General features: G+C 68.0%; 23 protein-coding genes. 10 read left to right on the forward strand and 13 right to left on the reverse strand.

Annotated features, from left to right (window positions below; genetic code table 11):
* The first annotated feature begins 22 nt into the window (after positions 1-22).
* The 3 genes from K225_RS0100470 to K225_RS0100480 all read left to right on the forward strand — a co-directional run bounded on the left by K225_RS0100470 (position 23) and on the right by K225_RS0100480 (position 2,616).
* Positions 23-925 carry a LysR family transcriptional regulator gene (locus K225_RS0100470; RefSeq protein WP_026434569.1) on the forward strand — a complete coding sequence of 301 codons (903 nt, stop codon included), beginning with the start codon at positions 23-25 and terminating at the stop codon, positions 923-925.
* Between the two features lie 463 nt (positions 926-1,388).
* A complete protein-coding gene (locus K225_RS20080) occupies positions 1,389-1,937 on the forward strand; it encodes a hypothetical protein (RefSeq protein WP_155885197.1) in 549 nt (182 codons plus the stop codon).
* 28 nt (positions 1,938-1,965) lie between these two features.
* Positions 1,966-2,616, forward strand: coding sequence for a DUF4124 domain-containing protein (locus tag K225_RS0100480; RefSeq protein ID WP_026434570.1), 651 nt, complete (start codon positions 1,966-1,968; stop codon positions 2,614-2,616).
* A gap of 18 nt (positions 2,617-2,634) precedes the next feature.
* Here K225_RS0100480 and K225_RS0100485 read toward each other — a convergent pair whose 3' ends face one another.
* Entirely contained in the window at positions 2,635-3,585 is a 951-nt protein-coding gene (locus K225_RS0100485; RefSeq protein ID WP_034711451.1) for an NAD-dependent epimerase/dehydratase family protein, read from the reverse strand.
* Between the two features lie 172 nt (positions 3,586-3,757).
* On the opposite strand from K225_RS0100485, the gene K225_RS0100490 reads away from it, so the two are divergent.
* Together K225_RS0100490 and K225_RS0100495 are read left to right on the forward strand one after the other, a co-directional pair.
* Complete coding sequence (locus tag K225_RS0100490; protein WP_026434572.1) at positions 3,758-4,816, forward strand: CDP-6-deoxy-delta-3,4-glucoseen reductase; 1,059 nt, start codon at positions 3,758-3,760, stop codon at positions 4,814-4,816.
* 105 nt (positions 4,817-4,921) lie between these two features.
* Positions 4,922-5,899 carry a tripartite tricarboxylate transporter substrate binding protein gene (locus K225_RS0100495; protein ID WP_026434573.1) on the forward strand — a complete coding sequence of 326 codons (978 nt, stop codon included), beginning with the start codon at positions 4,922-4,924 and terminating at the stop codon, positions 5,897-5,899.
* A gap of 112 nt (positions 5,900-6,011) precedes the next feature.
* Here the strand turns inward: K225_RS0100495 and K225_RS0100500 are convergent, their stop codons facing one another.
* On the reverse strand, positions 6,012-6,812 hold the full coding sequence (locus K225_RS0100500) for a ChbG/HpnK family deacetylase (protein WP_238323154.1): 801 nt from the start codon (positions 6,810-6,812) through the stop codon (positions 6,012-6,014).
* Between the two features lie 42 nt (positions 6,813-6,854).
* On the opposite strand from K225_RS0100500, the gene K225_RS0100505 reads away from it, so the two are divergent.
* Positions 6,855-7,289, forward strand: coding sequence for a GtrA family protein (locus tag K225_RS0100505; protein ID WP_051248541.1), 435 nt, complete (start codon positions 6,855-6,857; stop codon positions 7,287-7,289).
* On the opposite strand, the gene K225_RS0100510 is transcribed toward K225_RS0100505, so the two are convergent.
* The 6 genes from K225_RS0100510 to hda all read right to left on the reverse strand — a co-directional run bounded on the left by K225_RS0100510 (position 7,249) and on the right by hda (position 13,612).
* Positions 7,249-8,814 carry a glycosyltransferase family 39 protein gene (locus K225_RS0100510; RefSeq protein ID WP_026434576.1) on the reverse strand — a complete coding sequence of 522 codons (1,566 nt, stop codon included), beginning with the start codon at positions 8,812-8,814 and terminating at the stop codon, positions 7,249-7,251. The genes K225_RS0100505 and K225_RS0100510 overlap by 41 nt on opposite strands.
* Positions 8,811-9,845, reverse strand: coding sequence for a glycosyltransferase family 2 protein (locus tag K225_RS20085; protein WP_051248567.1), 1,035 nt, complete (start codon positions 9,843-9,845; stop codon positions 8,811-8,813). Before K225_RS20085 ends, K225_RS0100510 begins: the two co-directional genes overlap by 4 nt.
* Before the next feature lie 147 nt (positions 9,846-9,992).
* Complete coding sequence (gene folK / locus K225_RS0100520) at positions 9,993-10,520, reverse strand: 2-amino-4-hydroxy-6-hydroxymethyldihydropteridine diphosphokinase (RefSeq protein WP_051248543.1); 528 nt, start codon at positions 10,518-10,520, stop codon at positions 9,993-9,995.
* 9 nt (positions 10,521-10,529) lie between these two features.
* Complete coding sequence (gene pcnB, locus K225_RS0100525) at positions 10,530-12,119, reverse strand: polynucleotide adenylyltransferase PcnB (RefSeq protein WP_026434578.1); 1,590 nt, start codon at positions 12,117-12,119, stop codon at positions 10,530-10,532.
* Between the two features lie 36 nt (positions 12,120-12,155).
* Positions 12,156-12,866, reverse strand: a complete 711-nt coding sequence (locus tag K225_RS0100530; RefSeq protein ID WP_026434579.1) for an HAD family phosphatase — start codon at positions 12,864-12,866, stop codon at positions 12,156-12,158.
* A 47-nt stretch (positions 12,867-12,913) separates the two neighbouring features.
* Entirely contained in the window at positions 12,914-13,612 is a 699-nt protein-coding gene (hda, locus tag K225_RS0100535; RefSeq protein ID WP_026434580.1) for a DnaA regulatory inactivator Hda, read from the reverse strand.
* 175 nt (positions 13,613-13,787) lie between these two features.
* Between hda and purM the strand changes: the two genes are divergently transcribed.
* Both purM and K225_RS0100545 read left to right on the forward strand, forming a co-directional pair.
* Positions 13,788-14,834, forward strand: coding sequence for a phosphoribosylformylglycinamidine cyclo-ligase (purM, locus tag K225_RS0100540; RefSeq protein ID WP_026434581.1), 1,047 nt, complete (start codon positions 13,788-13,790; stop codon positions 14,832-14,834).
* A gap of 32 nt (positions 14,835-14,866) precedes the next feature.
* Positions 14,867-15,973: an AI-2E family transporter gene (locus tag K225_RS0100545; RefSeq protein ID WP_081679563.1), complete on the forward strand. Its 1,107-nt coding sequence runs from the start codon at positions 14,867-14,869 to the stop codon at positions 15,971-15,973.
* Between the two features lie 57 nt (positions 15,974-16,030).
* Here K225_RS0100545 and K225_RS0100550 read toward each other — a convergent pair whose 3' ends face one another.
* From K225_RS0100550 to K225_RS0100560, 3 genes are all read right to left on the reverse strand, one after another.
* A complete protein-coding gene (locus tag K225_RS0100550; protein WP_026434583.1) occupies positions 16,031-17,077 on the reverse strand; it encodes a PHB depolymerase family esterase in 1,047 nt (348 codons plus the stop codon).
* A gap of 217 nt (positions 17,078-17,294) precedes the next feature.
* Positions 17,295-18,245, reverse strand: a complete 951-nt coding sequence (locus tag K225_RS0100555) for a PA2778 family cysteine peptidase (protein ID WP_026434584.1) — start codon at positions 18,243-18,245, stop codon at positions 17,295-17,297.
* The gene (locus K225_RS0100560) at positions 18,245-18,634 is read right to left on the reverse strand and encodes a PA2779 family protein (RefSeq protein ID WP_026434585.1); all 390 of its coding nucleotides are present in this window, start codon (positions 18,632-18,634) and stop codon (positions 18,245-18,247) included. The genes K225_RS0100555 and K225_RS0100560 overlap by 1 nt, the downstream gene beginning before the upstream one ends.
* A 449-nt stretch (positions 18,635-19,083) precedes the next feature.
* On the opposite strand from K225_RS0100560, the gene K225_RS0100565 reads away from it, so the two are divergent.
* Positions 19,084-19,482, forward strand: coding sequence for a universal stress protein (locus K225_RS0100565; RefSeq protein WP_026434586.1), 399 nt, complete (start codon positions 19,084-19,086; stop codon positions 19,480-19,482).
* Positions 19,483-19,654: 172 nt separating this feature from the next.
* Here the strand turns inward: K225_RS0100565 and K225_RS0100570 are convergent, their stop codons facing one another.
* Both K225_RS0100570 and murJ read right to left on the reverse strand, forming a co-directional pair.
* Positions 19,655-20,506, reverse strand: coding sequence for a SirB1 family protein (locus tag K225_RS0100570; RefSeq protein WP_026434587.1), 852 nt, complete (start codon positions 20,504-20,506; stop codon positions 19,655-19,657).
* Between the two features lie 90 nt (positions 20,507-20,596).
* Positions 20,597-22,162, reverse strand: coding sequence for a murein biosynthesis integral membrane protein MurJ (murJ, locus tag K225_RS0100575; RefSeq protein WP_026434588.1), 1,566 nt, complete (start codon positions 22,160-22,162; stop codon positions 20,597-20,599).
* A gap of 199 nt (positions 22,163-22,361) precedes the next feature.
* Here murJ and rpsT point away from each other — a divergent pair, with 199 nt between their 5' ends.
* Positions 22,362-22,664, forward strand: a complete 303-nt coding sequence (gene rpsT / locus K225_RS0100580) for a 30S ribosomal protein S20 (protein WP_015015385.1) — start codon at positions 22,362-22,364, stop codon at positions 22,662-22,664.
* Positions 22,665-22,834: the final 170 nt, after the last annotated feature.

Consider the following 22,834-nt stretch of genomic DNA (forward strand, 5'->3'; position numbering starts at 1 on the left):
TCACAATCCAGCCATAATTCGCATGGAAGACCTCAAACGCATGGCCGTGTTTGCCGCCGTGGTGCAGCACGGCTCGATGAGCGGGGCGGCCCGCGCTTTGGGCATGAGCACGTCTGCCGTGAGCCAGCAGGTGCGCAAACTGGAAAGCGATGGCGGGGTGACGCTGCTGCACCGCTCCACCCGCAAGCTGGCACTCACCGAGGCGGGGCAGCGCTACCACGCCCGCTGTGCGGCCATGTGTGCCGCCGCCGAACACGCGCGTGCCGAACTCGCCGCCGCGCGCGATGCCCCCAGCGGCGAGCTGCGCCTGTCGGCCCCCGTGGGCTTCGCGCGCCACGTCGCACCGGCCCTGGGCGACTTGCTGGCCGCCCATCCGGCACTGCGGCTGCGGCTGCTGGTGGACGATGCGCCCATCGACCTCATCAACGCCCGCATCGACCTGGCCGTGCGCTTCGGGCGCCTGCAGGACTCCACTTGGGCGGCTCGGCGCCTGTGCGGCATGCAGTGGTGGCTGTGCGCATCGCCCGACTGGGTGGCGGCCCATGGCATGCCCCAGCACCCCGACGCCCTGCTGGCCCATAGCTGGCTGGGGCTGGCACGCGACCACAGCGAACTGCTGGTCGATCTGCACAGCCCCATGGGCGAGCCGCACATGCTGCGCGTGGAGCCCCGCATCGCCAGCAACAACCAGCTCTCCATCCAGCAGATGTGCGAGGCGGGGCTGGGCATGGCGCTGGTGGGCAGCATGGATGCGCACCATGCGCTGCAGGCCGGGCGGCTCGTACGGCTGTTGCCCGGTTGGTCGTTCGGCACGCTGGACATCTGGGCCGTCACACCCCAGCGCGATGCGCAGCCCGCCAAGGTTCGCCAGGCCATCAGCGCGCTGCACCAGTACCTGCGCCAAGTACCAGGGGCACGGGACTGATACGGTTTTGCATTCAAACGGATAACGAGGCGGGAAGCTGCAGAAGCAGTGCGGCAAGATATCGAAGACCGTGCGCACAATGTCGGTACGGACGGCCATGTAAGCAAGTGTGTGGCGGAAGACCTGGCGGATACCATCCGGCCGGCGCTGCCCGCAGAGTTGGAAAATCAAGCCAATTCGCCATGAAAACCGACTCCATCGCATGCCCCAAAAGCGCTGATAGCTATACAAAAATAGCGTTTTTCAGACTTTTTCTGGCACCCCGACCGGGATTACCCGGGTTTCACCACGCCATGCAGACGGGTCGCGCCGGCAGGGGCCGCGGTGCCAGGTCAACCAAATGGCATGCTCGGGCGTCTAATGGAGGGTACCGGCGGCCAATTTGTAACGCCCCGCCGGGGCGCTTTTCAAGGGCTTTACGCAGCGCACGGAACGCGTTGTGCACCGCCAGAGTCTGATCACCATGACACACCTACCTGCCCGTCTTGTTTCCGCCTTGGCGCTCGCCGCGCTGGCCACGGGCTGCGCCGTGGTTCCTGGCGACCCTTACTACACGCCGCAGCCCATCGGCTACGGCGTGTACGAACAGTCCACCTACATCTACGGCAGTCCTGCTGCCGTCTACGGCTACCCGGTGGCCCCGCCGCCCGGCTACTACGGACGCAGGTACGACGACCGCAATGACTGGCGCGAACGCGAGCGGGCCCAGCGCGAGCGCGAGGCACACCGTGAGCGCGAAGCCCTGCGTGACCGGGAGGCCCGGCGCGAGCGCGAAGCCCGCCAGGCCCAGGATGCCCGCCGCGAGCAGGATGCCCGGCGGGACTGGGAACGCAATCAGGCCCGCGACCAGGCCCGCCGTGAACAGGCCCAGCGCGAGCAGGTCCAACGCGAGCAGCACCAGCGTGGCGTGCAGGCCCAGCGCGATGAAGCCCGCCGGGACCAGGAGCCGCGCCAAAATCGCCCGGACCACCCCCGCGGGAGAAGCGACGCCCCGCGTGGACAGGACAACTGAAAACGGAGAACCTGTGAAAGTACCTGCCATGCCACTGGTGCGCAACTGCCTGGTCACCGGTGTGGCGCTGCTGTGTCTGGCCGCGCAGGCGCAGGTGCTGCGCTGCACCGATGCGCGCACCGGGCAGGTCACCTACACCGACGGTGCCTGCGCGGGCGCCGCAACGGTGCGCGAGGTCGAGCCCCGCAAGACCGCGCAAGAAATCCAGCGGGAGCGCGACCAGGCTGCCGAGGCCCTGGCACGCAAGCAGCAGCAACGGCAGGCCGAAGCGGCCACCCGGCAAATCGACGCCGACCGCGACGCCCGGCGTGAACGCGAGCAGGCGGAGCGCACCGCCCGCTCAGCAGCGCGCCCACAGGACTACGCACGGTCCGCCGAATGCGTCCGCTCGCGCCGCAACCTCGATGTGGTCGTCAGCAGCGCCAGCGGCAGCTATGACCAGAACCTGCGCGTCGAAACCGCGCAGCGCCAGGTGGACCTGGACTGCCTGGGCCCCGAGGCCTATGCCGAACTGGAAAAAGCCCGCGCGGCCCGGGCGCAGACCTCGCCTGCAGTGGTGCTGGTTCCGCCGCACCATCCGGTCTACACCCGGCCTGCACCACCACCGCCACCGCGCAGAATCACGCAGTGCAACGTGTTCCGCTGTTACGACAGCCAGGGCAACAGCTACCCGCGCTGAACGCCGCCCCGGTGCAGGTCAGGCGCGCAACCCCTCTGCCACGGTGGGATAGCGCAGCCGCAGGCCCAGTTCGCCCAGCAGGCGCTGGTTGTCGAGCCGGCGTGATTCGCTCATGAAACTCAGCAGCATCACCGGCAGCGCATCCTGCGCCGTGCTGCGCGGCACCCTGGGCGGGCGCGGCAGGCCATACAGGTCGGCTGCCAGGTCGAAATAGTCGCCCATCTTCATGTCGCTGGCATCGCTGGCGTTGTAGACCCGCTGCGGCCGGCCCCGCCACAGCGCCGCCAGGCAGGCCCGCGCCAGGTCGTCCGCGTGGATGTGGTTGGTGTACACGTCGTCCTGCGCCACCAGCACGGGGGTGCCCTTGCGCAGCCGCGCCTCGGGCGTCCCGCCCTCGCGGTCGGGCGCGTAGATGCCGGGGATGCGCAGGATGCTGGCGCGCACGCCCGCACGCCCCAGGTGGCGCACGGCACGTTCGGCATCCACGCGGCGCTGGGCCCGGGGCGTGCCTGGGGCCACGGTGCGGGTTTCGGGCACGCGGGCGCCCGCACAGTCGCCATACACGCCGCTGGTCGAGGCATACACCAGCGACATGGGCAGGCCGCGCAGCCGCAAGGCCCGGGCCAGGGCCAGCGTGCGCGGATCGCGCCACCAGGCTGCGCCCCCACCGCCCTCGCCCGGTGGCGGAGCCAGGTGCAGCACCCGCGTGGCCAGGCCCGACAGGCGGCGCAGCGTGGCAGCGTGGTCCAGATTGCCCACCAGCGGCACCACCCCCTGCGCACGCAGGCTGCCCACGCGTTCGGCCTGGGAGGTGAGCGCCAGCACACGCAGGCGCTGCGCCCCCGGGCCGGTGAGCAGATTGCACGCCACGCGCTGGCCCACATCGCCATAGCCCACGATCAGCAGGCGCTCGCGGCGAAACCGGGACGGCAGCGCGCCCAGGCCGCTGGTCAGGGACACGGTGCTCATGCAGCCCCCTGCCAGGAACGGGGGTTGCGCACACCGTGGCGCGGGCACGCAGCAGGCATGCACGGCAGCCCCACGCGGCGGCAGGCCTTAAGGGGACGATCAGGTACTAAAGGCAAAATCGGGGCCATTCGTTTGAAGACAATTGGAAGAATAGCCCAAGGATACCCACCCCATGACCCGCACCGAGACTGCCAACGCAGCATTCCAGATCACCATCCAGCCCAGCGGCCGCGCTTTCAGCACCCATGCCGGCGAAGCCATCCTGGCGGCGGCCATCCGCAGCGGCGTGGGCCTGCCCTACGGCTGCAAGGACGGTGCCTGTGGCTCGTGCAAGTGCAAGAAGATCAGCGGCGCCGTGCACCATGGCGAGCACCAGTCCAAGGCCCTGACGGCCGACGAGGAAGCCGCGGGCTTCGTGCTGACCTGCTGCGCCCATCCCTTGACCGACGTGGTGCTCGAATCGCGCCAGGTCACCGACGAAAGCGCCTACCCCGTCAAGAAGTTGCCCGTGCGCGTGACCACCTTCGAGAAAAAATCACACGATGTCATGCAGCTACGCCTGCAGCTGCCCGCCGCCGACACCTTCCGCTACCACGCAGGGCAATACATCGAGTTCATCCTGCGTGATGGCGCGCGCCGGGCCTACTCCATGGCCAATGCCCCGCACACCCAGGCCGAGGCACCGGGGCTGGAGCTGCACATCCGCCACATGCCGGGCGGAAAATTCACCGACCATGTGTTCGGCGCCCTGAAGGAAAAGGAAATCCTGCGCATCGAAGGCCCGTTCGGCAGCTTCTTCCTGCGCGAGGATGTGGACAAGCCCATCGTGCTGCTGGCATCGGGCACCGGCTTTGCCCCCATCAAGGCACTGATCGAGCACATGCAGTTCAAGGGCATCACACGCCCCACCACGCTGTACTGGGGTGGCCGCCGGCCGGGCGATCTGTACCTGCATGACTGGATGCTGGCGCACGCCGCGCAAATGCCCCACCTCACCTACGTGCCCGTGGTGTCCGATGCCCTGCCCGAGGATGGCTGGACGGGCCGCACCGGCTTTGTGCACCAGGCCGTGCTGCAGGACTTTGCCGACCTCTCGGGCCACCAGGTGTATGCCTGTGGCGCGCCCATCGTGGTGGACTCGGCGCGCGCCGCCTACAGCGCAGAGCGCGGCCTGCCGCCCGAGGAGTTCTTTGCCGATTCGTTCACCTCCGAGGCCGACAAGCACGGCTGAACACCCCCCGGTGCGCGCCAATGCAGGCCGCCGGCAGGGTGCGCACCGCACCGGCCCGCGGCCTTTTTTGCGCAATGGCGGTTCCATTTTTTGCACAATGGGGCCATGAACCGCCGAAACATCCTCTTCGCAAGTGCCGCTGCCGCAGCGGTTTTCTCTTCTTCCCTGGCCCTGGCGCAGGACGCAGGCGCGCCCATCCGCCTGATCGTGCCCTACGCCCCCGGCGGCCCGCTGGACATCACGGCGCGCGCGCTGGCCGAGCGGGTGCGCGAATCACTGGGCACGGTGATCATCGACAACAAGGGCGGCGCCGGCGGCAACATCGGCGCCGACGCCATCGCCAAGGCGGCGCCTGATGGCCTGACCATCGGCATCGCCGCGACCGCCACGCATGCCGTGAACCCCTGGCTGTACGCCAAGATGCCCTACGACGCGGCCAAGGACTTTGCCGGCATCACCCAGATGGTGCGCGTGCCCAATGTGCTGGTCATGAACGCCGAAAAGGCGGCGCAGCTCAAGATCAACAGCGTGGCCGACCTGATCGCCTACGCTAAGGCCAACCCGGCCAAGCTCAACTACGGCAGTGGCGGCAACGGCAGCGCGGGCCACCTGGCGGGCGAGATGTTCAAGCAGCGTGCCGGCATCTTTGCCCTGCACATCCCCTACCGGGGCGGCAACCCGGCCCAGCTGGCCCTGCTGAGCGGCGAGGTGGACTTCAACATCGACAACCTCGCCACCGCCGCGCCCAACATCCGCGCCGGCAAGCTCAAGGCCCTGGCCGTGACCAGCCTGCAGGCCAGCCCCGCCCTGCCCGGCGTGCCGCCGCTGTCCAGCAGCTTCAAGGGCTTTGCTATCGACACCTGGTGGGGCCTGGTGGCCCCCGCCGGCACGCCCGGGCCGGTGATCGCCAAGCTGAACAAGGCCTTCGTGGCAGCGCTCAATGCGCCCGAAACCAAGACCCGCTTTGGCACCCTGCTGGCCGAACCCGTGCCCACCACGCCCGAGCAGTTCGACGCCTTCATGGCCAGCGAGCGCGCCAAGTACCAGCAACTGGTGAAGGCCTCGGGCGCCAAGGTGGATTGACCGCGATTCGTCCAGCCCGGCGCCGCCAACGGCAATACCCCGGAAACTCTGGGCCAAACATGCCGACAGCGCTGACCAGCGAAGCTGGCACAAGCTGTTTATTGAATGGCAGTCACCCCAAAATCTGGCCCATGGGTTGCAGGCGCACGCCTGCGGCGGCCAACGCGTCCGCCCATCCCGGGGCGCTGAGCACGGCCCACTCATCCTGCCGCGCGGCCGCCAGCACATCGGGGGCCTGAGTCGGCAGGCCTGGGTGGCACATGAGCAGGTCGCCATCGCGCGCGGCATGCAGCCAGCGCTCCAGCCGCGCACAGTATGCCGGCGCTCCCCCGGTGAAGTCGTACACCCCGAGCAAGCGTGCGTTTTGCCGCAGCCCCTGGCGCCGGGCCAGCGCAGACAACGCCCGCCCTCCCAGAGACGCAATCACATGGCTTTTGAAGCCCGTGCGGGCATCGGCATGCGCCACGCCCTGCGGGCTGCGGGTGGCGCGCAGCCACAGCCCGCCCGCCGGGTAGCGACGCGCCAGCTCTTGCAGCAGCAGGGTACGCACCATGGGCAACTGGTGCACATGCTGGTGGCCGTCGACATACGCGGGCGCACGGCCCATGGCCTGCTCAAAGGCGTCCAGCTGGGCACGGATTTCGGTGCGCAGCGCTGGAATATCCAGCCGGTGCAAATAGGCCCGCGCAATCAGGCGCCCCAGGGGCTGGCACAACGCGGGCTGCAGCGGGCATTCGGTCAGGTCCAGATGCAGGCCCGCCTCCACGCGACAGTGGTCCAGGGCACGCAGTGCCTGTGCGCCCTCGGCCCAGGCAGGCCCGCCCACCATGCAGGACACCGCCTGTACGCGCCCCTGGTGTGCGAGCGCCAGCACCGCCTGGTTGATGCCCGGATTCAGGCCAAAATCGTCCACGCACACACTGATGCGGCGCCAGCTGCTATGCTGCTGCGCCCCATGCATCGCCTGACCCACTCCCGCCCCATCCTGCACCGCCGCCATCGACAACGGGGCCACGTCGGCTGGTTCGTCGTGGTCGGTTGCGCCGCCGCCGCCGTGCATTGGAGCGTGGCCACCGCTTTGGTGGCCCTGGGTGGCTGGGCACCGCTGCTGGCCAACGTGGTCGGCTGGCTTGTGGCCCTGGGCGTGTCGTTCACCGGCCACCACCGGCTCAGCTTTCGCGGGCATAGCAACTCCGTGGGCCGCGCAGGCTTGCGCTTTTTCAGCATTTCGGCGGGCGGCTTCCTGATCAACGAAACCCTCTACGCCTTGTTGCTGCACTGGACCAGCGCCCGCTACGACGTTCTGCTGGCCGGCGTGCTCATCGGCGTGGCCGGGGCGACTTACCTGCTCAGTCGCCATTGGGCGTTCCTGCACAGTTCAGGGCAGTGAACTGCGCGCCTTGGCGCGAATCGATGCGCCAGAGCGTTTCACCGTTTGCCGTGTACACCGCCTCGGTCTGCGCCAGAAAAGGGTAGCGCCCGCGCTGATCCTGCGCCGCTATCACCCAGCTCACGGATTGGCGACACAGGGCCTGGGGTAAAGCCTCGGGTGTCAACAGCAGCCGCGCCGCCACATCGGGGGCGAACTGGCCCGCGTCGGCAATCTCTTTGCGCCAGTTGTCGCGCCGTGCGATCTCGGGGTTGCGCCAGTCATCCACCACGTGCACAGGCTCCTGCAGGCGCGCGTAGAACGGCACGTCATAAAGGTAGGTATTGAGCATGAAGACCGGCACCCCGGGCTGATGCTGCGCGCGCAGCGCAAGGCCCAGGCTGCGCCTGGAATGGTGCTGGTCCAGCGCGAGCCCGACCACCACGGCCAGCCCCAGCAGGGCGCTGAGCACCAGCGTGGCCCACCACCAGCGCCGGCGCACGCTGGAATCGCCAGAGACCACGCTGGCATCGGCGATCAGCCACGCCAGCGGTGGCACAGCGGGCAGGATGTAGCCCACCAGCTTGGACTGCGGTAGCGAGAAGAACAGCAGCACACAGCCCACCGCCAGCACCATGAGCCATCGCACTTCACTGCGCGGCGCACTGGCCGTGAAATAGCCACGCGCCAACAGCGGGCGCGCCCACAAGATGCCCGGCAGGCTGCACACCACCACCACCACGGGGTAGAACCAGAACGGCTGCACGTTGTTGAATCCGTCCGCAGCGAAACGCTGGAAATGCTGCACCACAAAAAAATAATGCACGAAGCCGTCAAAGCGCTGCTGCATGGCCACGAACCAGGGGGCGGCCACCAGCAGGAACACGGCCAGGCCCGGCAGGGACAGCAGCGCCAGCACCGTGCGCCAGCGCCTGCGCAGAACGAGCCAGAGGCCGACGACCATGGTCGGTATCACAAAGCCGATCAGCCCCTTGGCCAGCACACCCAGCGCCGCCAGGCCATAGGCCAGCAGCAGCACACGGCGGTGCGGCTGCCCCTGTTCGAAGCACAATGCCGCGTGCGCCAGCGCCAGGATGGTGGCCGTGATGCAGCCCGCCACAAGCATGTCGAGGTTGGCAAACTGGCCGCCGACATAGAACAGCGGTTGCACCAGCAATACCCACAAAGCCCGGCGCGCAGCCTGCGGGCCGCACCAGCGGCGCGTGAAAAGATACAGCGACAACGCCCCCAGCGTGGCCCCCGCAAGGGACGCAGCACGCGCTGCCATCTCGGAGGGCCCCAGCACGGACAGCGCGGCGCCCGTGATCCAGTAGAAAAGCGGCGGCTTGTGAAAGAACGGCAGCCCGTTGAGCGTGGGCGTCAACCAGTCGCCCGAACGCAGCATTTCCCAGGCCACGGTGGCATAGCGGCCCTCGTCGGGCAGCATCAATGGGCGCATCCAGGCCGTGGCCGCCAGCCAGGCCAGGATGAGCGCCAGCACGGCCAGGCCGTCGCGCCAGGCCGGTCGCTGGGCCTGCACGGTCATGCGTCCTCCCGCAGGCCCTGTCCAAGTTGGCGCTGGACCACGTACAGCGGCCGCCGCTTGACCTCTTCGTAGATGCGGCCCACGTACTCGCCCACCACGCCCAGCGACACCAGCTGGATGCCCGCGAACAGCATCAGGCTCACGACGATGGTGGTCCAGCCACTCACATCGTGGCCGTACAGCAGATAGTCCAAGCTGAGGTAAGCGCCATAGCCAAACGCCGCCAGTGCCAGCACAAAGCCCAATCCGCTCACCGCGCGCAGCGGCCAGACCGTGAAGGCCGTGAGGCCATCCAGCGCCAGGCGCACCATCCGCAGCGGGTTGAAATGGCTCTGGCCATGGGCGCGCGCGTCCGGCACATAGGGCACGGCCACCGACTCGAAGCCCACCCAGGCGTACAGCCCCTTCATGAAACGGTTGCGCTCGGGCAGTGCGAGCAGCGCCTTGACCACCTTGCGGTCCATGAGCCGGAAATCGCCAGCGCCGGCCGGCACCTCGAAGCGATCAGCCCCGTTGAGGAGGCGGTAGAACCAGTACACGCCCAGGCGCTTGAAGCCGCTCTCATCATCGCGGTGCTCGCGCACGGCGTACACCACATCGGCCCCCGCGCGCCAGTGCCGCACGAAGGTATCGAGCAAGGCGGGCGAATGCTGCAGATCGGAATCCATCATCACAACGACCTGACCGGCAGCCGCCTGCAGGCCCGCCGTGAGCGCAGCCTCCTTGCCGAAATTGCGCGACAGCTGCAATGCACGCACGCCCGGCTGGCGTGTCCATTGGGCCATGCGCGCGCTGGTGGCGTCGGTGCTGCCGTCGTCCACCAGCACGATTTCCCATTGCGGCGCGAGCATGGCCAAGGCAGCGCTCAATCGCGGCAGCAGGCGCTCCAGGTTATCGGCTTCGTTGTAGCAAGGCACGACGCAGGAGATCGACGTCAGCGGGCGCGGCCCCTCCCCCCTGTCAGCAGCCGCGACCTCGACAGAACCGCCCGGCGGCGCGACCGACTCCTGGGCGAGAAAAAAATGGTTCACAAGACATTCCTGGCCCATGGAAATTGGGCAACGCGAGAGTCTGCCGCACGACCACTTAAGCCGACCTTAACGCTGCACGCCAGGCACGCAAAGATGCATCAATACCCCATGGATTTCGCCTGGATGCGTCCACGCGCCCACCGCACGTCACCCCTGGGCATCCACCCAGGCGGATTCCGCGATGCGTTCGATACGCTGCGCCGCCACGGCTGCCAGCAGGTGCGCCGGCACCCGCTGGGGCGCCAGTTCGGCCAGGGGGCGCAGCACAAAGGCACGCTCGGGCATGCGCGGGTGCGGCACCGTGAGCGTGGGGGTATCGATCACCTGGTCGCCATAGAGCAGGATGTCCAGGTCCAGCGTGCGCGGTGCATTGCGGTAGGGCCGCTCGCGCCCGGCCGCCTGCTCGATCGCCTGCAGCTGCGCCAGCAAGGTATGGGGCGCCAGGGAGGTCTCCACCTGCACCACGGCATTCAGATAGTCGGGCCCGCCCGCATCCACGGGCGCGCTGCGGTAAAGGGACGAGATGCGCTGCACGCGCGTGCCCGGCAAGCCCGCCACGGCGGCCAGCGCGGCGCGCAAGGTGGCCTGCCGATCGCCCAGGTTGGCCCCGAGGCCGATCCAGGCCGACACGGCCGCAGGAATCGCAGGGGCCACGGGCGGGCCAGCAGCCTGCATCAGCAAAGCTTATTCGCCGGCGGCTGCGGAGGCAGCGCCTTCGCCATTGCCACCCCCCGGCTTGCGACGGCGGCGACGGCGCTTCTTGGGCGCATCGCCATCGGCCAGCGGCGCAGCATCGTCGGGCAACGGTGCAGCGCCAGCCGCCGCAGCACGGGGCGCCGCCCCGGCTGCCGGTGCAGCGCGCGGCACCCGCTTGACCACGGGCTGGGCCTTCTGGCGCGCCTTCTGCTCTTCGCGGGCCTGGTCCATCAGGTCGTCGCGGCGGTCATCGCTGGCGTTCTGGAAGTCCTGCCACCATTCGGCCAGGGCTTCCTCGACTTCGCCCACGTCGGCACGCAGGCGCAAGAAGTCGAATCCGGCGCGAAAGCGCAGCTGGGCGACCATGCCAAAGGGGCCGTTGCCCACACGCTTTTCAAAGCGCGGCTGCATGACCCAGATCTCGCGCATGTCGGCGGCCAGCTTGCCGCGGCCCGACACGTCGCCAATGCGCCGGTCGAACACGTCATCGATCGCATCCTGCAGCGCCGGCAGCGGGTGCTGGCGCTGGTTCTGGCGCTCCGTCCAGCCCTTGTGCACGTCGTCCCACAGCACGCAGGCCAGCAGGAAGCTGGGGGCCACGGGCTTGCCTTCGCCGACGCGGCGGTCGGTGTCGGTGAGGGCTGCCTTCACGAAGGGCGTGTCGGCGCGCTCCACCACCACGTCCAGCAGCGGGTAGATGCCTGTGGCCATGCCCAGCTTCTTGAGCTGCTCGATGGTGGCGATGGCGTGCCCCGTTTGCAGCAGCTTGAGCATTTCATCGAACATGCGGCTTTGCGGCACCTCGGCCAGCAGGGCCTGCGACTGCACCAGCGGCGCAGCGGTCTTGGCGTCGATGCTGAAGCCCAGCGGGCTGAGCTTGGCCGCAAAGCGCACGGCGCGGATGATGCGCACGGGGTCTTCGCGGTAACGCGTGGCCGGGTCGCCAATCATGCGCAGCGTCTTCTTCTTGGCGTCCTGCAGGCCCTTGTGGTAGTCCACCACCACCTGGCTGACCGGGTCGTAGTACATGGCGTTCACGGTGAAGTCGCGGCGCGTGGCGTCTTCGTCCTGCGGGCCCCAGACGTTGTCGCGCAACACGCGGCCGCTGGCGTCCACGGCATGCTGCATGCCCGACAGCTGGGCCTTGCTGGTCTTCTCGTTGCCACTGACCTGGCCTGCCGCAGCGTTGTCGAGGTAGGCGCGGAAGGTGGACACCTCGATCACCTCGTGCTCGCGCCCCCGGCCATGCACCACGTGCACGATGCGAAAACGCTTGCCGATGATGAAGGCGCGCCGGAACAACCCCTTGACCTGCTCGGGCGTGGCGTTGGTGGCCACGTCAAAGTCCTTGGGGCGCAGGCCCAGCAGCAGGTCGCGCACGGCGCCGCCCACGATGTAGGCCTCAAAACCCGCCTGCTTGAGCGTGGCCACCACGTCGGCGGCGCGGCGATCCACCAGTTCGGGGTTGATGCCATGCACGCTGGCGGGTACCTCTACGCGCTTGCCGAAATGGGGCTTGCCGCCCGAGGCGCCAGGCGTGGATTTGCCGAGCAGCTTGTCGATGAACTTCTTGATCATGGGTAATGGGTAGTCAGGGGTGCCGGAGCACAGGTGTCAGGAGGCAGCCTGGCTGGCAGAGGCCGTGAACAGGTCCAGTATGCGCCAGCCGCGCTCCTGGGCCAGCGCACGCAGGCGCGGGTCGGGGTTGGTGGCGACGGGGTGGTTCACCTTCTCCAGCAGTGGCACGTCGTTCATGGAGTCGCTGTAGAAGGTGCTCTCGACATCGCTCCAGGAGAGCCGCCGCTCGGCCAGCCATTGTTCCATGCGCCGCACCTTGCCTTCGCGCATGGTGGGAATGCCGTCGATCTCGCCCGTGTACCAGCCCTGCGCATCCCGGGCCAGCCGCATGGCCAGCAATTCTGGCACGCCCAGGGCCTGGGCGATGGGCCGCGTCACGAACTCGTTGGTGGCGGTGATGATGAGCACGTCATCGCCAGCCGCCTGGTGCTGGCGCAGCAGCGCGCGCGCCTGCGGCTGGATGGCCGGCTCGATCACCTCGCGCATGAACTGCGCATGGGCGGCGGCGGCGGCCTCGGGGCCGCGCTGGCGCACGGCCTCGGTGGCAAACCGCACATAGTCGTGCACATCGAGCGTGCCGGCCTGGTAATGGGCATAGAACTCGTCGTTGCGGCGCGCGAACTCCACGGGATCGTTCCAGCCGATGCGGATGGTGAACTCGCCCCACTCGTAGTCGGAGTCAATGGGCAGCAGCGTATGGTCCAGGTCGAACAGCGCAAGCCGCGGGCGGCGGGGATCAGAGGTCATTCAGATTCACAAAAAGGGCAAAAGGGGAGGCGCACCGGATGGCGGCATCATTCCGATTCGAGCATGGCCTTGAGCAAGGGGATGGTGATGGCGCGCTGGGTGCGCAACGCATAGGCATCGAGCTGGTCCAGCAACTGCATGAGGCTGCCCAGGTCGCGCGAAAAACGGTTGAGCATGAAATCCATCACCTCGTCGCCCAGGAACACGCCCCGGGCATCGGCCTCCTGGCGCAGCACCGCGCGGCGGGCAGTTTCATCGAGCAGCTGCAGCTGGAACACATGGCCCCAGCCCAGGCGGGTGCGCAGGTCGTCGCGCAGTGGCAGGTCGGCCGGCGGTAGGTTGCCCGCAGCAAGCACCCCGCGTGGCATGCCGCTGGCGGGACTGATGGCGTTCACAAACCAGTTGAAGGCCATGGCCTGCTGGGCGGTGCTGTACAGGTGCACATCGTCCATGACCACGGCGGTCCAGCGCTCATCAAACTCTGTGGGCGCGGCCACCGACGCATCGAGCCAGCCGACGCTGGCTCCCTGGTCACTCAAGGCCTGGTGCACCGCCCGCAGCAGGTGGGTCTTGCCGCTGCCGGCCTCGCCCCACAGGTACGTGGGAACCGGCGAACGGGTGCCCGGCTGGTGGCCCTCCCCCACCCACAGCCGCAGGTGCTGCAGCGCGGCCTCGTTGGGGCCGGCAAAGAAACGCGCCAGGGTCGGGCCCGTCGCCAGGCCAATGTCCAGGGCCAGCTGCTTCATGGCTGCAGCCCGCGGGCACGCAGGCCGGCGCGGGGGAGAATGACAGGAAACGGCATGGGCTGGAAAAGCAAAACGGGGCGGGAAGAAAGGGTGAACGGACGGCGTGCGGTGCACAACCCGTAAAATCTGCGCAAATTTTAGTCTGCCGCGCACGCTGGTCCGTGCCATCCCTGCCATGAGCTCCTCTGCATCCACCCCCACCCCCCTGTCCTACAAAGACGCTGGCGTTGACATTGACGCGGGCGACGCCCTGGTCGAACGCATCAAGCCGCTGGCCAAAAAGACCATGCGCGAGGGCGTTCTGGCCGGCATCGGCGGCTTTGGCGCACTGTTCGAGGTGCCCAAGCGCTACCAGGAGCCCGTGCTGGTTTCCGGCACCGACGGCGTGGGCACCAAGCTCAAGCTGGCGTTTGAATGGAACATGCACGACACGGTGGGCATCGACCTGGTGGCCATGAGCGTCAACGACGTGCTGGTGCAGGGCGCCGAGCCGCTGTTCTTCCTCGACTACTTCGCCTGCGGCAAGCTCGATGTGGACACTGCCGCCGCCGTGGTCGGCGGCATTGCCAAGGGCTGCGAGCTCTCGGGCTGCGCGTTGATCGGCGGCGAAACCGCCGAGATGCCCGGCATGTACCCGGCGGGCGAATACGACCTGGCCGGTTTTGCCGTGGGCGCCGTCGAAAAATCCAGGATCCTCACCGGCAAGGATGTGAAGCCCGGCGACGTGGTGCTGGGCCTGGCGTCCAGCGGCGTGCACTCCAACGGCTTCTCGCTGGTGCGCAAGTGCATCGAGCGCGCGGGCGCCAATCTGCCGGCCACGCTGGACGGCAAGCCCTTCAAGCAGGCGGTCATGGAGCCCACGCGCTTGTATGTGAAGAACGTGCTGGCTGCGCTGGCACAACACCCGATCAAAGCCCTGGCCCACATCACCGGCGGCGGCCTGCTGGAAAACATCCCCCGCGTGCTGCCCGAGGGTACCGCCGCCCACCTGAAAAAAGGCAGCTGGCCCCAGACCGAGCTGTTTGCCTGGCTGCAGAAGACGGCCGGCATCGACGACATCGAGATGAACCGCACCTTCAACAACGGCATCGGCATGGTGGTAGTGGTGGACGCGGCAGTGGCGCAAGCCACGGCCGCCACGCTGCGCGCTGCGGGCGAGCAGGTCTACGCCATTGGCACGATTGCCGCGCGCGGTGAAGGTGCCGCCGTGGTGGTGGCCTGACCGACTGGCCTCGCTCCGTTCCGTCGCCCTGCATGGCGCAGCGCCCCTCCCCGGCCCCCATCGCCTCCGCTTCGGTGGAGGCCACACCAACCCAGCTGCCAGCGCGACCCTTGAGCCAGGGCGTCGTGGTGGCCAGCTACCTGCTGGTGGCGGCCACGTTGCTGCTGGTGATGTGGCGCGGCCTGCTGCCGGGTCTTTTGTGCGTGTGCCTGGGGTTTCTGCTGACACGGGCGTTGACCCGCTGGTTTGCGCAAGGCCTGGGGCGCATGCGGCGCCAGGCCCATCCGTCCGTCTCTGGCCTGCGGGCTGCGCAGATTGCCGCTGCCGCCCTGGTGATGCTGCTGCCGCTGGCGTTGCTGGCAGTGGGCCTCACACACTCGCGCGGCTACCTGGTGAACGCCCCGCAGCAATACCAGGAACTGCTGAACTACATGGCCCGCACGGTGCTGGAGCTGCGCCTGAAATTGCCGGCGGACATGGCCGCCCACCTGCCGGAAGGGGCGGCGGAGATCCAGCGCACCATTGCCAGCTACCTGGGCGCCAAGGCCGGTGCGCTGGCCATGGCCGGGCGCGCCTGGCTGGCCGGTGTACTGTTTGCGTATGTGGGCCTGCTGATTGGCGCGCTGGCCGCCGTGCGCCCCGCGGTGCTGGCGCGTGGCCCGCTGGCGCAGCAGCTCAGGCTGCGCATCGCCCTGTTTGGCGAGGCATTCCGCCAGATCGTGGCGGCGCAGTTCTGGATTGCGGCGTTCAACACGCTGCTCACCGCGCTGTTCCTGCTTTTTGTGTTGCCGCTGTGGGGCCTGGAGCTGCCCTACACGCCGGTGCTGATCACGTTCACGTTTGTCGCGGGGCTGGTGCCCATTGTGGGCAACCTGGTGTGCAACGTGGTCATCACCATCGTGGGGCTGTCGGTGTCGCCGCTGGCGGCAGCGGCCTGCCTGGGGTTTCTGATCCTCATCCACAAGGCCGAATACCTGATCAATGCCAAGGTGGTGGGCCGGCGCACGCAGATGGGGGTGTGGGAACTGCTGTCGGTGATGTTCGTGGCCGAGGCCGTTTTCGGTCCGGCGGGGCTGGTGGCAGCGCCGCTGTTTTACGCCTACCTCAAGAAAGAGCTGATGGCGGCGCGGCTGGTTTAGCCGCCACCGGCCGGCCCGGCGCGCAATATCAGAACAAGGGGTAACGGCTATGCCCCTTCATTTTCTGAACTGCCGCGCGACAAACGCCCACACCAGTGCCGACGCATCGGGCCCCGCCGAATCGCTGTAGGGCATGCCGGACGCACCGCCGCTCCAGGCGTGGCCCAGGCCCACGATTTCGCGCAGCGTGACCTGCGCGCGACCGCGAGCCTTGTACTCGGTCACTCGCATCGCATGGCGTTTGCCACGCTGCAGGGTGCGCACCGCGCCGGCGCGCGCGCCCAATGCCGCGGCCCACAGCTCGGCCGTGGCCGCCGCGTTGCGCACCGAGACCACGTTGTCGCCATCACCATGCAGGATCAGCAGCGGGGGCAGCGGCGCTCCTTCAGCGGCCAGCGCCGGTGGCGGATCGGGCAGATGCGCCGCGCGCCGCCCACGCATGGCCGCCATGGCAGTGGCGGCGGAATCGGCCGAACCGGGTGCCACACCCGAATGCATGGCCACGGCAAAAAACCGGCCGGGGTAGCGCGCCGCCAGCAGCGCGGCCATGCTGGCGCCGGCCGACAGCCCTGCCACGCCCACGCGGGTGGTGTCCACCGGGTGGCGCCGCGCCACCCGGTCGATCGCGGCCAGCAGCGTTGCCGCCTCGGCATCGGCCTTGCCGCTTCGGCGGTCAAACCAGTTCCAGCAGCCATGGGCATTGGCCAGGCGCTCCTGCTCGGGATAGAGCACCAGAAAGCGATGGCGCACCGCCAGGCGGTTCATGCGCGAACTGGCCGCCAGTTCGCGCCCGGTCTGGCCGCAGCCATGCAGCATCACCAGGAGGGGCCGCTTTTCGCCCGGACGCAGCGCCAGCCCCGGCGGCACATACAGGTGAAACCGCCGCGCACCCGCAGGGCCGGGGGCCATGCCGGCCATCCACTCCCCGCTGGCGGGCAGCGGCTTGCGCGGCGTGCGGGCAACGGGTATGGCTGGGGACGGCGCACGCGGCACGGCCACCGCCCTGGCGCGCACGGGTTGAGTGGCGCGCGCAAAGGCCTTGAGGTTGCGCCGGTAAGCGCGCGTCAGGGCAGACAGGGAAAACAGGGGGGAGCGGCGGGGCATGGATGCGGTGGCCATTCACTGGAACGACCCTGTTCAAGATAACAGCTTACGGGCCAGCGCGTCATTTGCTCTTGATCCACCTGAATGGATCACATCTTGTCTGCGGCGGAGCGCACGCCCTGTCCGTGAGCAGACGCAAGCTGCGCGGTACGCTGCCTGGTGAAGCGTTCCGGTGCATGGTGGCGACCCCGTTCCGGAGGGTCGCCTCCAGCACGCTTCATGGTTCCCGGATTTTTTGCTGCAGCTCCTGGTACTGCGCCAGGCGTGGTCCGCCCAGCGCCACGGCACGGTCGATGGCAGCGCGGGCCGCACGTCGCTGCCCTTGTTCCAGCCGTACCTGCGCCAGGTTGTTCCATGCATCGGCAAAGTCGGGATGCGCCCGCGTGGCCGCCGCATAAGCCTGCCCGGCGCGCGTCAACTGGCGCTGCGCATACGCTGCATTTCCTGCCCCCAGCAAGCTGGCCCGATGGTCCGGCCAGCGTGCCAGCGCCGTGGCGTAGGCCGTCTGGGCGGCGCGTGGGTTCACGCGCTCCAGCGCTGCCACGGCCGTTGCCCAGCCATCCGCCTCGGCCGTCACTGGCAAACGCTCCGGCGCCACCGCGCGCATCGCCCAGTACCCGGAACGCGCCCAGGTGTGCTCGAAGGTGGACAGCGCCATCACCATGCGCTCGGTGACACCGGAATGCAGCACCACCTCGTTGCGCGCGCGGTCGTAACCAATCACCACCGCGTAATGCCACAGGGGCGATATCGGCAGCGACAGGTTTTGCAGGATCAGCACCGGCTGCCCGCCCGCCACTTCCTGCAGCAGATCCTGCAGGCGCGGCGCCAGGGGATAGGCCACCAGCCCATGCCGGCGTGTGGCTGCCAGCATTTCCAGCTGCAGCGCACCCTGACGCCCCGGCACATAGACCTGCTCGGTGAGCTCGTCCGGCGTCACCTGGACGCCCGCAGCCTGCGCCACCATGGCCAGCGAGGCGGGGCCACACAGGTGGTCATCCTGTGCAAAGAACGGCACATGGGCCAGCAACGCTGCGGGCGGCAAGGCCGGCGGCCAGCGCTGGTCCAGGGCAGTGAGTTGCGGCGACGCACATCCCGACAACAGCAGGGCGCAAAGAAGAACCCCCGCCGCAGCGGGGGTCCTCCAGCCAGCGCGGCGAGGATTCATCAGCGAACCGAGCGGGTGAACGGAAATACCTTGGTCAACCCCAGGATGTCCGTGACCAGCAGGACGATGAAGACCGTGAATACCACCCCCAAGACATCACCGCCGGCCGGCGCCTGGTCCACGCGGGAGGCGAGCTGGGCCACTTCCGCGTCGGACATGGCCTGCACGCGCGCAATGGCGGCATTGGCATCCACCCCCTGACCCTGCAGGGCGGTGCGCACATCGTCACGGGCCAGGAAAATGCTGACCCGATCACGGTCGGCACTCGATGCGGAAGTTGCCAGTACCTGGTCGGTGCCCACGATGCCCGCCTGGGCTGAGAGCGGCAGGCCCGCCAGCGTCAGTCCGGCCACCAGGCAGGAAACAACCACACGTTTGAATGCAGACATCGAAAACTCCAATCGGTATATTTTGTGAAGCATGGCACCACGATGGCGCAACGCCGTGGCCGCGAATCTACCGGATGCCCTGAAGCACCGTCAACGCGACTTACAAGCCAACACGCCAATCAGCAGATCGTCACACTTCTTCGGCGCGCGCGGCCACGCAAATCGACTGCGCGCCGCGCCATGTCGCCGATATCCCTTTCTACCCGGCATGGGCCAGCCCGCGATCGCGCCATTGCGCCGCTCAGATACGCCGGTGCGCCAGATCTGGCACCTGTTCGCGCCCCCGGAATACCGCCGGAGTGCGGCAGCCGGTCGCATTGAGCACCGGAACAACACCGCCCCACCTGCGCCAGGCGTTACCATTTGCGAGCGCAGACTGCCCCGGTCACGCACGGCCTGCCCAAACCTGGGCGAGCCGCCATTCCAACAATACCAAGGAGATACAAGACATGACCATCCTCGTCGCATACGTACCCCGCCCCGAAGGCCGGGCCGCACTGGACAAGGGCATCGAAATCGCCAAGCGCCGCCAGGAACCCCTGATGGTGGTGAACGCCGGCCCCGGTGGCCAGCAGGAAGATACTTCGCTGGCCGCCGGCTTCGAGGTGGAGCAGGTGGAAGAGCTGCTGGCCGCGCAAGGCATCACCGCCGAGTTCAAGCAGTTTGTGCGTGGCAAGAGCGCCGTGGACGAGATCAACGACCTGGTGGAGTCGCGCGACATCTCCGTGCTGGTGATCGGCCTGCGCCGGCGCACCGCCGTGGGCAAGCTGATCCTGGGCAGCGTGGCCCAGGAACTGCTGATGACGGTGTCCTGCCCCGTCCTTTGCGTCAAGGCTGCGGGCGCCTGACAAATCGCCATTCCAGCAATAGCAAAAAGCGCTTGCCAGGCAAGCGCTTTTTCATTTCAGCCCCAATTCACAGGGCCTGCTTTCAGGCGGGCAACCAGGCGGGAAGCCGCATGCCGTGCGGTAGCACGGCAAGGCGAACCAATGAGGCCATACGGTGGCAGGCCCATCCATATCAGCGGCCCGCGCTGCGCAAGGTGCTGATGCGCTCGGTGATGGCATCCACATCCAGCGCGTCTTCGACATGCGCCAGATAGGTCTGCAGATCCGCCACGGCCTGCGCCGTGTTGCCGCGCTCGGCATGCGCCAGGCCGCGGTCACGCCATTCACTCCAGGCCTGGGGCTGCAGCACGATCAGGCGGTCCTGTACGGCGATCAGGCGCTGCCAGTCTTCCTGCGTGCGGTGCACTTCCTTGAGGTTGCGCAGCATGCGCGCAATGATGTCGCGCGGCGTGGCCGCCTGCAGGTACAGGCCCAGCGGCACGTCGTAGTCGTCCACCAGGCCGCTCTGGCGCTTGTAGGGCTCCAGCCGCTCGGACAATTCCTCCCGGCTGAGCGACTGCCCCGATACCGGGTCCATCACCACCTGCCCCTTGGGCAGCAGCACCTTGACCATGAAATGCCCCGGAAAGGCGATGCCCCGCGCGTGCAGGCCCAGGCCCTGGGCCAGCTCCATCCACAGCACGGCCAGCGATATCGGGATGCCGCGGCGCGTGCGCAGCACGGCGTTGAGATAGCTGTTTTCGGGGTCGTAATAATTGTTCACATTGCCGGCAAAACCCAGGTCGGCAAAGAAAAACTGGTTGAGCATATGCAGGCGCTGCAGCGCGGACGCGTCGGCCGGCATGCGGCGCTGCAGGCGCGCCGCCAACTGGTCCATGTCGCCCAGCAGCTGCTGCACATCCAGATCGATGTATTCGTCCTGCGCCAGGCTGGCGGCGGCTTCGAGCAGCGGGAAATGCTCGTCGCTTTGGACCAGCGCGGCAAAGTATTCCAGCGCAGTGGGGACGGAATAGCTCAGGGACATGGAAGCGTTGTACGGTGGGCGCCCTGTGGCGTCAAGCCACACCAGGCGCGGATTGCAGGGTCATTCCGGCGCGCACGCGGCACAGCGGCGTCAGCGCCGCAACATCTTCCGCAGCTGGAATCCGGCGGCCCACAGCGCGCCAAAATACAGCGCCACCGACGCGCCCAGCACCAGTGCCAGCAAACCCAAACGCTGACCACTGTGCGCGCGCATCTGCACCCACGGAAAATACTGCGCAGCCCACACCAGCAGCACGGCCAACAAGGCGCTGGCAGCCACCACCTGCAAGGCAAAGCGTGCCCATCCAGGCTGCGGCTGGTAACTGCCGCGGCGCAGCAGGCCTACCAGCAGCCACAGCGCATTCACCAGTGCACCCAGCCCGATCGACAGCGCCAGCCCCGCATGGGCCATGAACGGCACCAGCGCGGCATTGAGCAACTGGGTGATGACCAGCACCACGATGGCGATCTTCACCGGGGTGCGGATGTCCTGGCTGGCGTAGTAGCCTGGCGCCAGCACCTTGATGGCCACCAGCCCCAGCAGGCCAGCGCCGTAACCGGCCAGCGCAACAGCGATCTGCCCCACGTCGCTGTCCAGCAGCGCGCCGTGGTGGAACAGCGTGGCCACCAGGGGCGTGGCAAAGGTCAGCAGCGCCACGGCACAGGGTACGGCCAGCAGCACCACGATGCGCAGGCCCCAGTCGAGCATGGCCGAATAGCGCAGTGCGTCGCCGGCGGCCTTGGCAGCGGCCAGCTGGGGCGTGAGCACCACTCCCAGCGCCACGCCAAGCAGCGCAGTGGGGAATTCCATCAGCCGGTCCGCGTAGAACAGCCACGTCACGCTCCCGGGTGCAAGGTACGACGCGATCTGGGTGTTGACCATGAGTGACACCTGCGCCACGCCCACCCCCAGCAGCGCCGGTGCCATGAGGGTGAGGATGCGGCGCACGCCCGGCTCGGCCCAGGCGGCGCGCACGGCGCCCCAGGTCACGCCGATGCGCGGCAGCAGGCCCAGGCGGTACAGCACGGGCACCTGCACCGCCAGCTGCAGCATGCCGCCCAGCATCACACCGCCGGCCATGGCGTAGATGGGCTCGATCCCCCGTGCCGCCAGTTGCGGCGCGCCCAGCCAGGCGGCAGCGATCATGCACAGGTTCAGCAGCACCGGCGTGGCGGCCGGCACGGCAAAGCGCTTCCAGGTGTTGAGCACACCCGCCGACAGCGCCACCATCGACATGAAACCGATGTAGGGGAACATCCAGCGCGTCATCAGCACGGCGGCATCGAAACTGGCCGGGCTCTGGCGCAGGCCGCTGGCCAGCAGCCACACCAGCAGCGGGGCCCCCAGCACACCCAGCACGCAGGTGAGCAACAGCACCCAGGCCAGCGCCGTCGCCACGCTGGCGATCAGCACGCGCGTGGCGGCCTCGCCATGCTGGGCCTTGGAGGCGGCCAGCACCGGCACGAACGCCTGGCTGAAGGCCCCCTCGGCAAAAAGGCGCCGGAACAGGTTGGGAATGCGGAAGGCAACGTTGAAGGCATCGGTCAGCGCGTTGGCGCCAAACATCGAGGCCATCAGGAGGTCGCGCACCAGGCCCGTCACACGGGAGGCCAGGGTCAGCAGGGAGACGGTGGAGGCGGCTTTGAACAATGACACCGCAGGGAGTGTAGCCCCCCTGAGTCGCTGCGCGCCTTCCCCCCCGAGGGGGGACGCCACCCGTGGCCTGGCAAAGCCAGTTCCACGGTGGCACTGGCGACGCCGCCGCGCTAGCCATGCCCCGCGTGGCCTTTAAAACCGCTCTGGGCTATAATCGCTGGCTTTGCTGGCATCATCCTCAGACTCAAGGAACTAAACCATGGCATCCGCTAAACCCAAGAAGAAGAACCCGCGCCTGGCGTCGGGCCGCAAGCGCGTCCGTCAGGACGTCAAGATCAACGCCGCGAACACCTCGCTGCGCTCCAAATACCGCACTGCTGTCAAGAACGTCGAAAAGGCTGTTCTGGCCGGCGACAAGACCAAGGCGACCGAACTGTTCGCCAAGATGCAAGCCGTGGTGGACACCGTGGCCGACAAGGGCATCTTCCACAAGAACAAGGCCGCTCGCGACAAGAGCCGTCTGTCTGCCAAGGTGAAAGCCCTGGCACCCGCAGCCGCCTAATTCACCGCCTGCCCCGGCAGGCCAACAGCCCGAACGGGTCATACCGTTCGCCGTTTGTAACGGGTGCGCTGCCAGCAAAGCAAAAAACCGCCTTCGGGCGGTTTTTTGTTGGACAAAGCCCAAGCGCGCGCAGCGTGCCTTGGCTGGCACCCTGCTGAATCGGGGACAGA

The organism is Acidovorax sp. JHL-9 (assembly GCF_000426205.1).
GTDB classification, from domain to species: domain Bacteria; phylum Pseudomonadota; class Gammaproteobacteria; order Burkholderiales; family Burkholderiaceae_C; genus Acidovorax; species Acidovorax soli.

Bases quoted from the DNA above. Each gene is read 5' to 3' on its own strand.
- K225_RS0100470 (WP_026434569.1), top strand. From the start codon at position 23: ATGGAAGACCTCAAACGCATGGCCGTGTTTGCCGCCGTGGTGCAGCAC.
- K225_RS20080 (WP_155885197.1), top strand. From the start codon at position 1,389: ATGACACACCTACCTGCCCGTCTTGTTTCCGCCTTGGCGCTCGCCGCG.
- K225_RS0100480 (WP_026434570.1), top strand. From the start codon at position 1,966: ATGCCACTGGTGCGCAACTGCCTGGTCACCGGTGTGGCGCTGCTGTGT.
- K225_RS0100485 (WP_034711451.1), bottom strand. From the start codon at position 3,585: ATGAGCACCGTGTCCCTGACCAGCGGCCTGGGCGCGCTGCCGTCCCGG.
- K225_RS0100490 (WP_026434572.1), top strand. From the start codon at position 3,758: ATGACCCGCACCGAGACTGCCAACGCAGCATTCCAGATCACCATCCAG.
- K225_RS0100495 (WP_026434573.1), top strand. From the start codon at position 4,922: ATGAACCGCCGAAACATCCTCTTCGCAAGTGCCGCTGCCGCAGCGGTT.
- K225_RS0100505 (WP_051248541.1), top strand. From the start codon at position 6,855: ATGCATCGCCTGACCCACTCCCGCCCCATCCTGCACCGCCGCCATCGA.
- K225_RS0100510 (WP_026434576.1), bottom strand. From the start codon at position 8,814: ATGACCGTGCAGGCCCAGCGACCGGCCTGGCGCGACGGCCTGGCCGTG.
- folK (WP_051248543.1), bottom strand. From the start codon at position 10,520: ATGCAGGCTGCTGGCCCGCCCGTGGCCCCTGCGATTCCTGCGGCCGTG.
- pcnB (WP_026434578.1), bottom strand. From the start codon at position 12,119: ATGATCAAGAAGTTCATCGACAAGCTGCTCGGCAAATCCACGCCTGGC.
- K225_RS0100530 (WP_026434579.1), bottom strand. From the start codon at position 12,866: ATGACCTCTGATCCCCGCCGCCCGCGGCTTGCGCTGTTCGACCTGGAC.
- hda (WP_026434580.1), bottom strand. From the start codon at position 13,612: ATGAAGCAGCTGGCCCTGGACATTGGCCTGGCGACGGGCCCGACCCTG.
- purM (WP_026434581.1), top strand. From the start codon at position 13,788: ATGAGCTCCTCTGCATCCACCCCCACCCCCCTGTCCTACAAAGACGCT.
- K225_RS0100545 (WP_081679563.1), top strand. From the start codon at position 14,867: ATGGCGCAGCGCCCCTCCCCGGCCCCCATCGCCTCCGCTTCGGTGGAG.
- K225_RS0100550 (WP_026434583.1), bottom strand. From the start codon at position 17,077: ATGCCCCGCCGCTCCCCCCTGTTTTCCCTGTCTGCCCTGACGCGCGCT.
- K225_RS0100555 (WP_026434584.1), bottom strand. From the start codon at position 18,245: ATGAATCCTCGCCGCGCTGGCTGGAGGACCCCCGCTGCGGCGGGGGTT.
- K225_RS0100560 (WP_026434585.1), bottom strand. From the start codon at position 18,634: ATGTCTGCATTCAAACGTGTGGTTGTTTCCTGCCTGGTGGCCGGACTG.
- K225_RS0100565 (WP_026434586.1), top strand. From the start codon at position 19,084: ATGACCATCCTCGTCGCATACGTACCCCGCCCCGAAGGCCGGGCCGCA.
- K225_RS0100570 (WP_026434587.1), bottom strand. From the start codon at position 20,506: ATGTCCCTGAGCTATTCCGTCCCCACTGCGCTGGAATACTTTGCCGCG.
- rpsT (WP_015015385.1), top strand. From the start codon at position 22,362: ATGGCATCCGCTAAACCCAAGAAGAAGAACCCGCGCCTGGCGTCGGGC.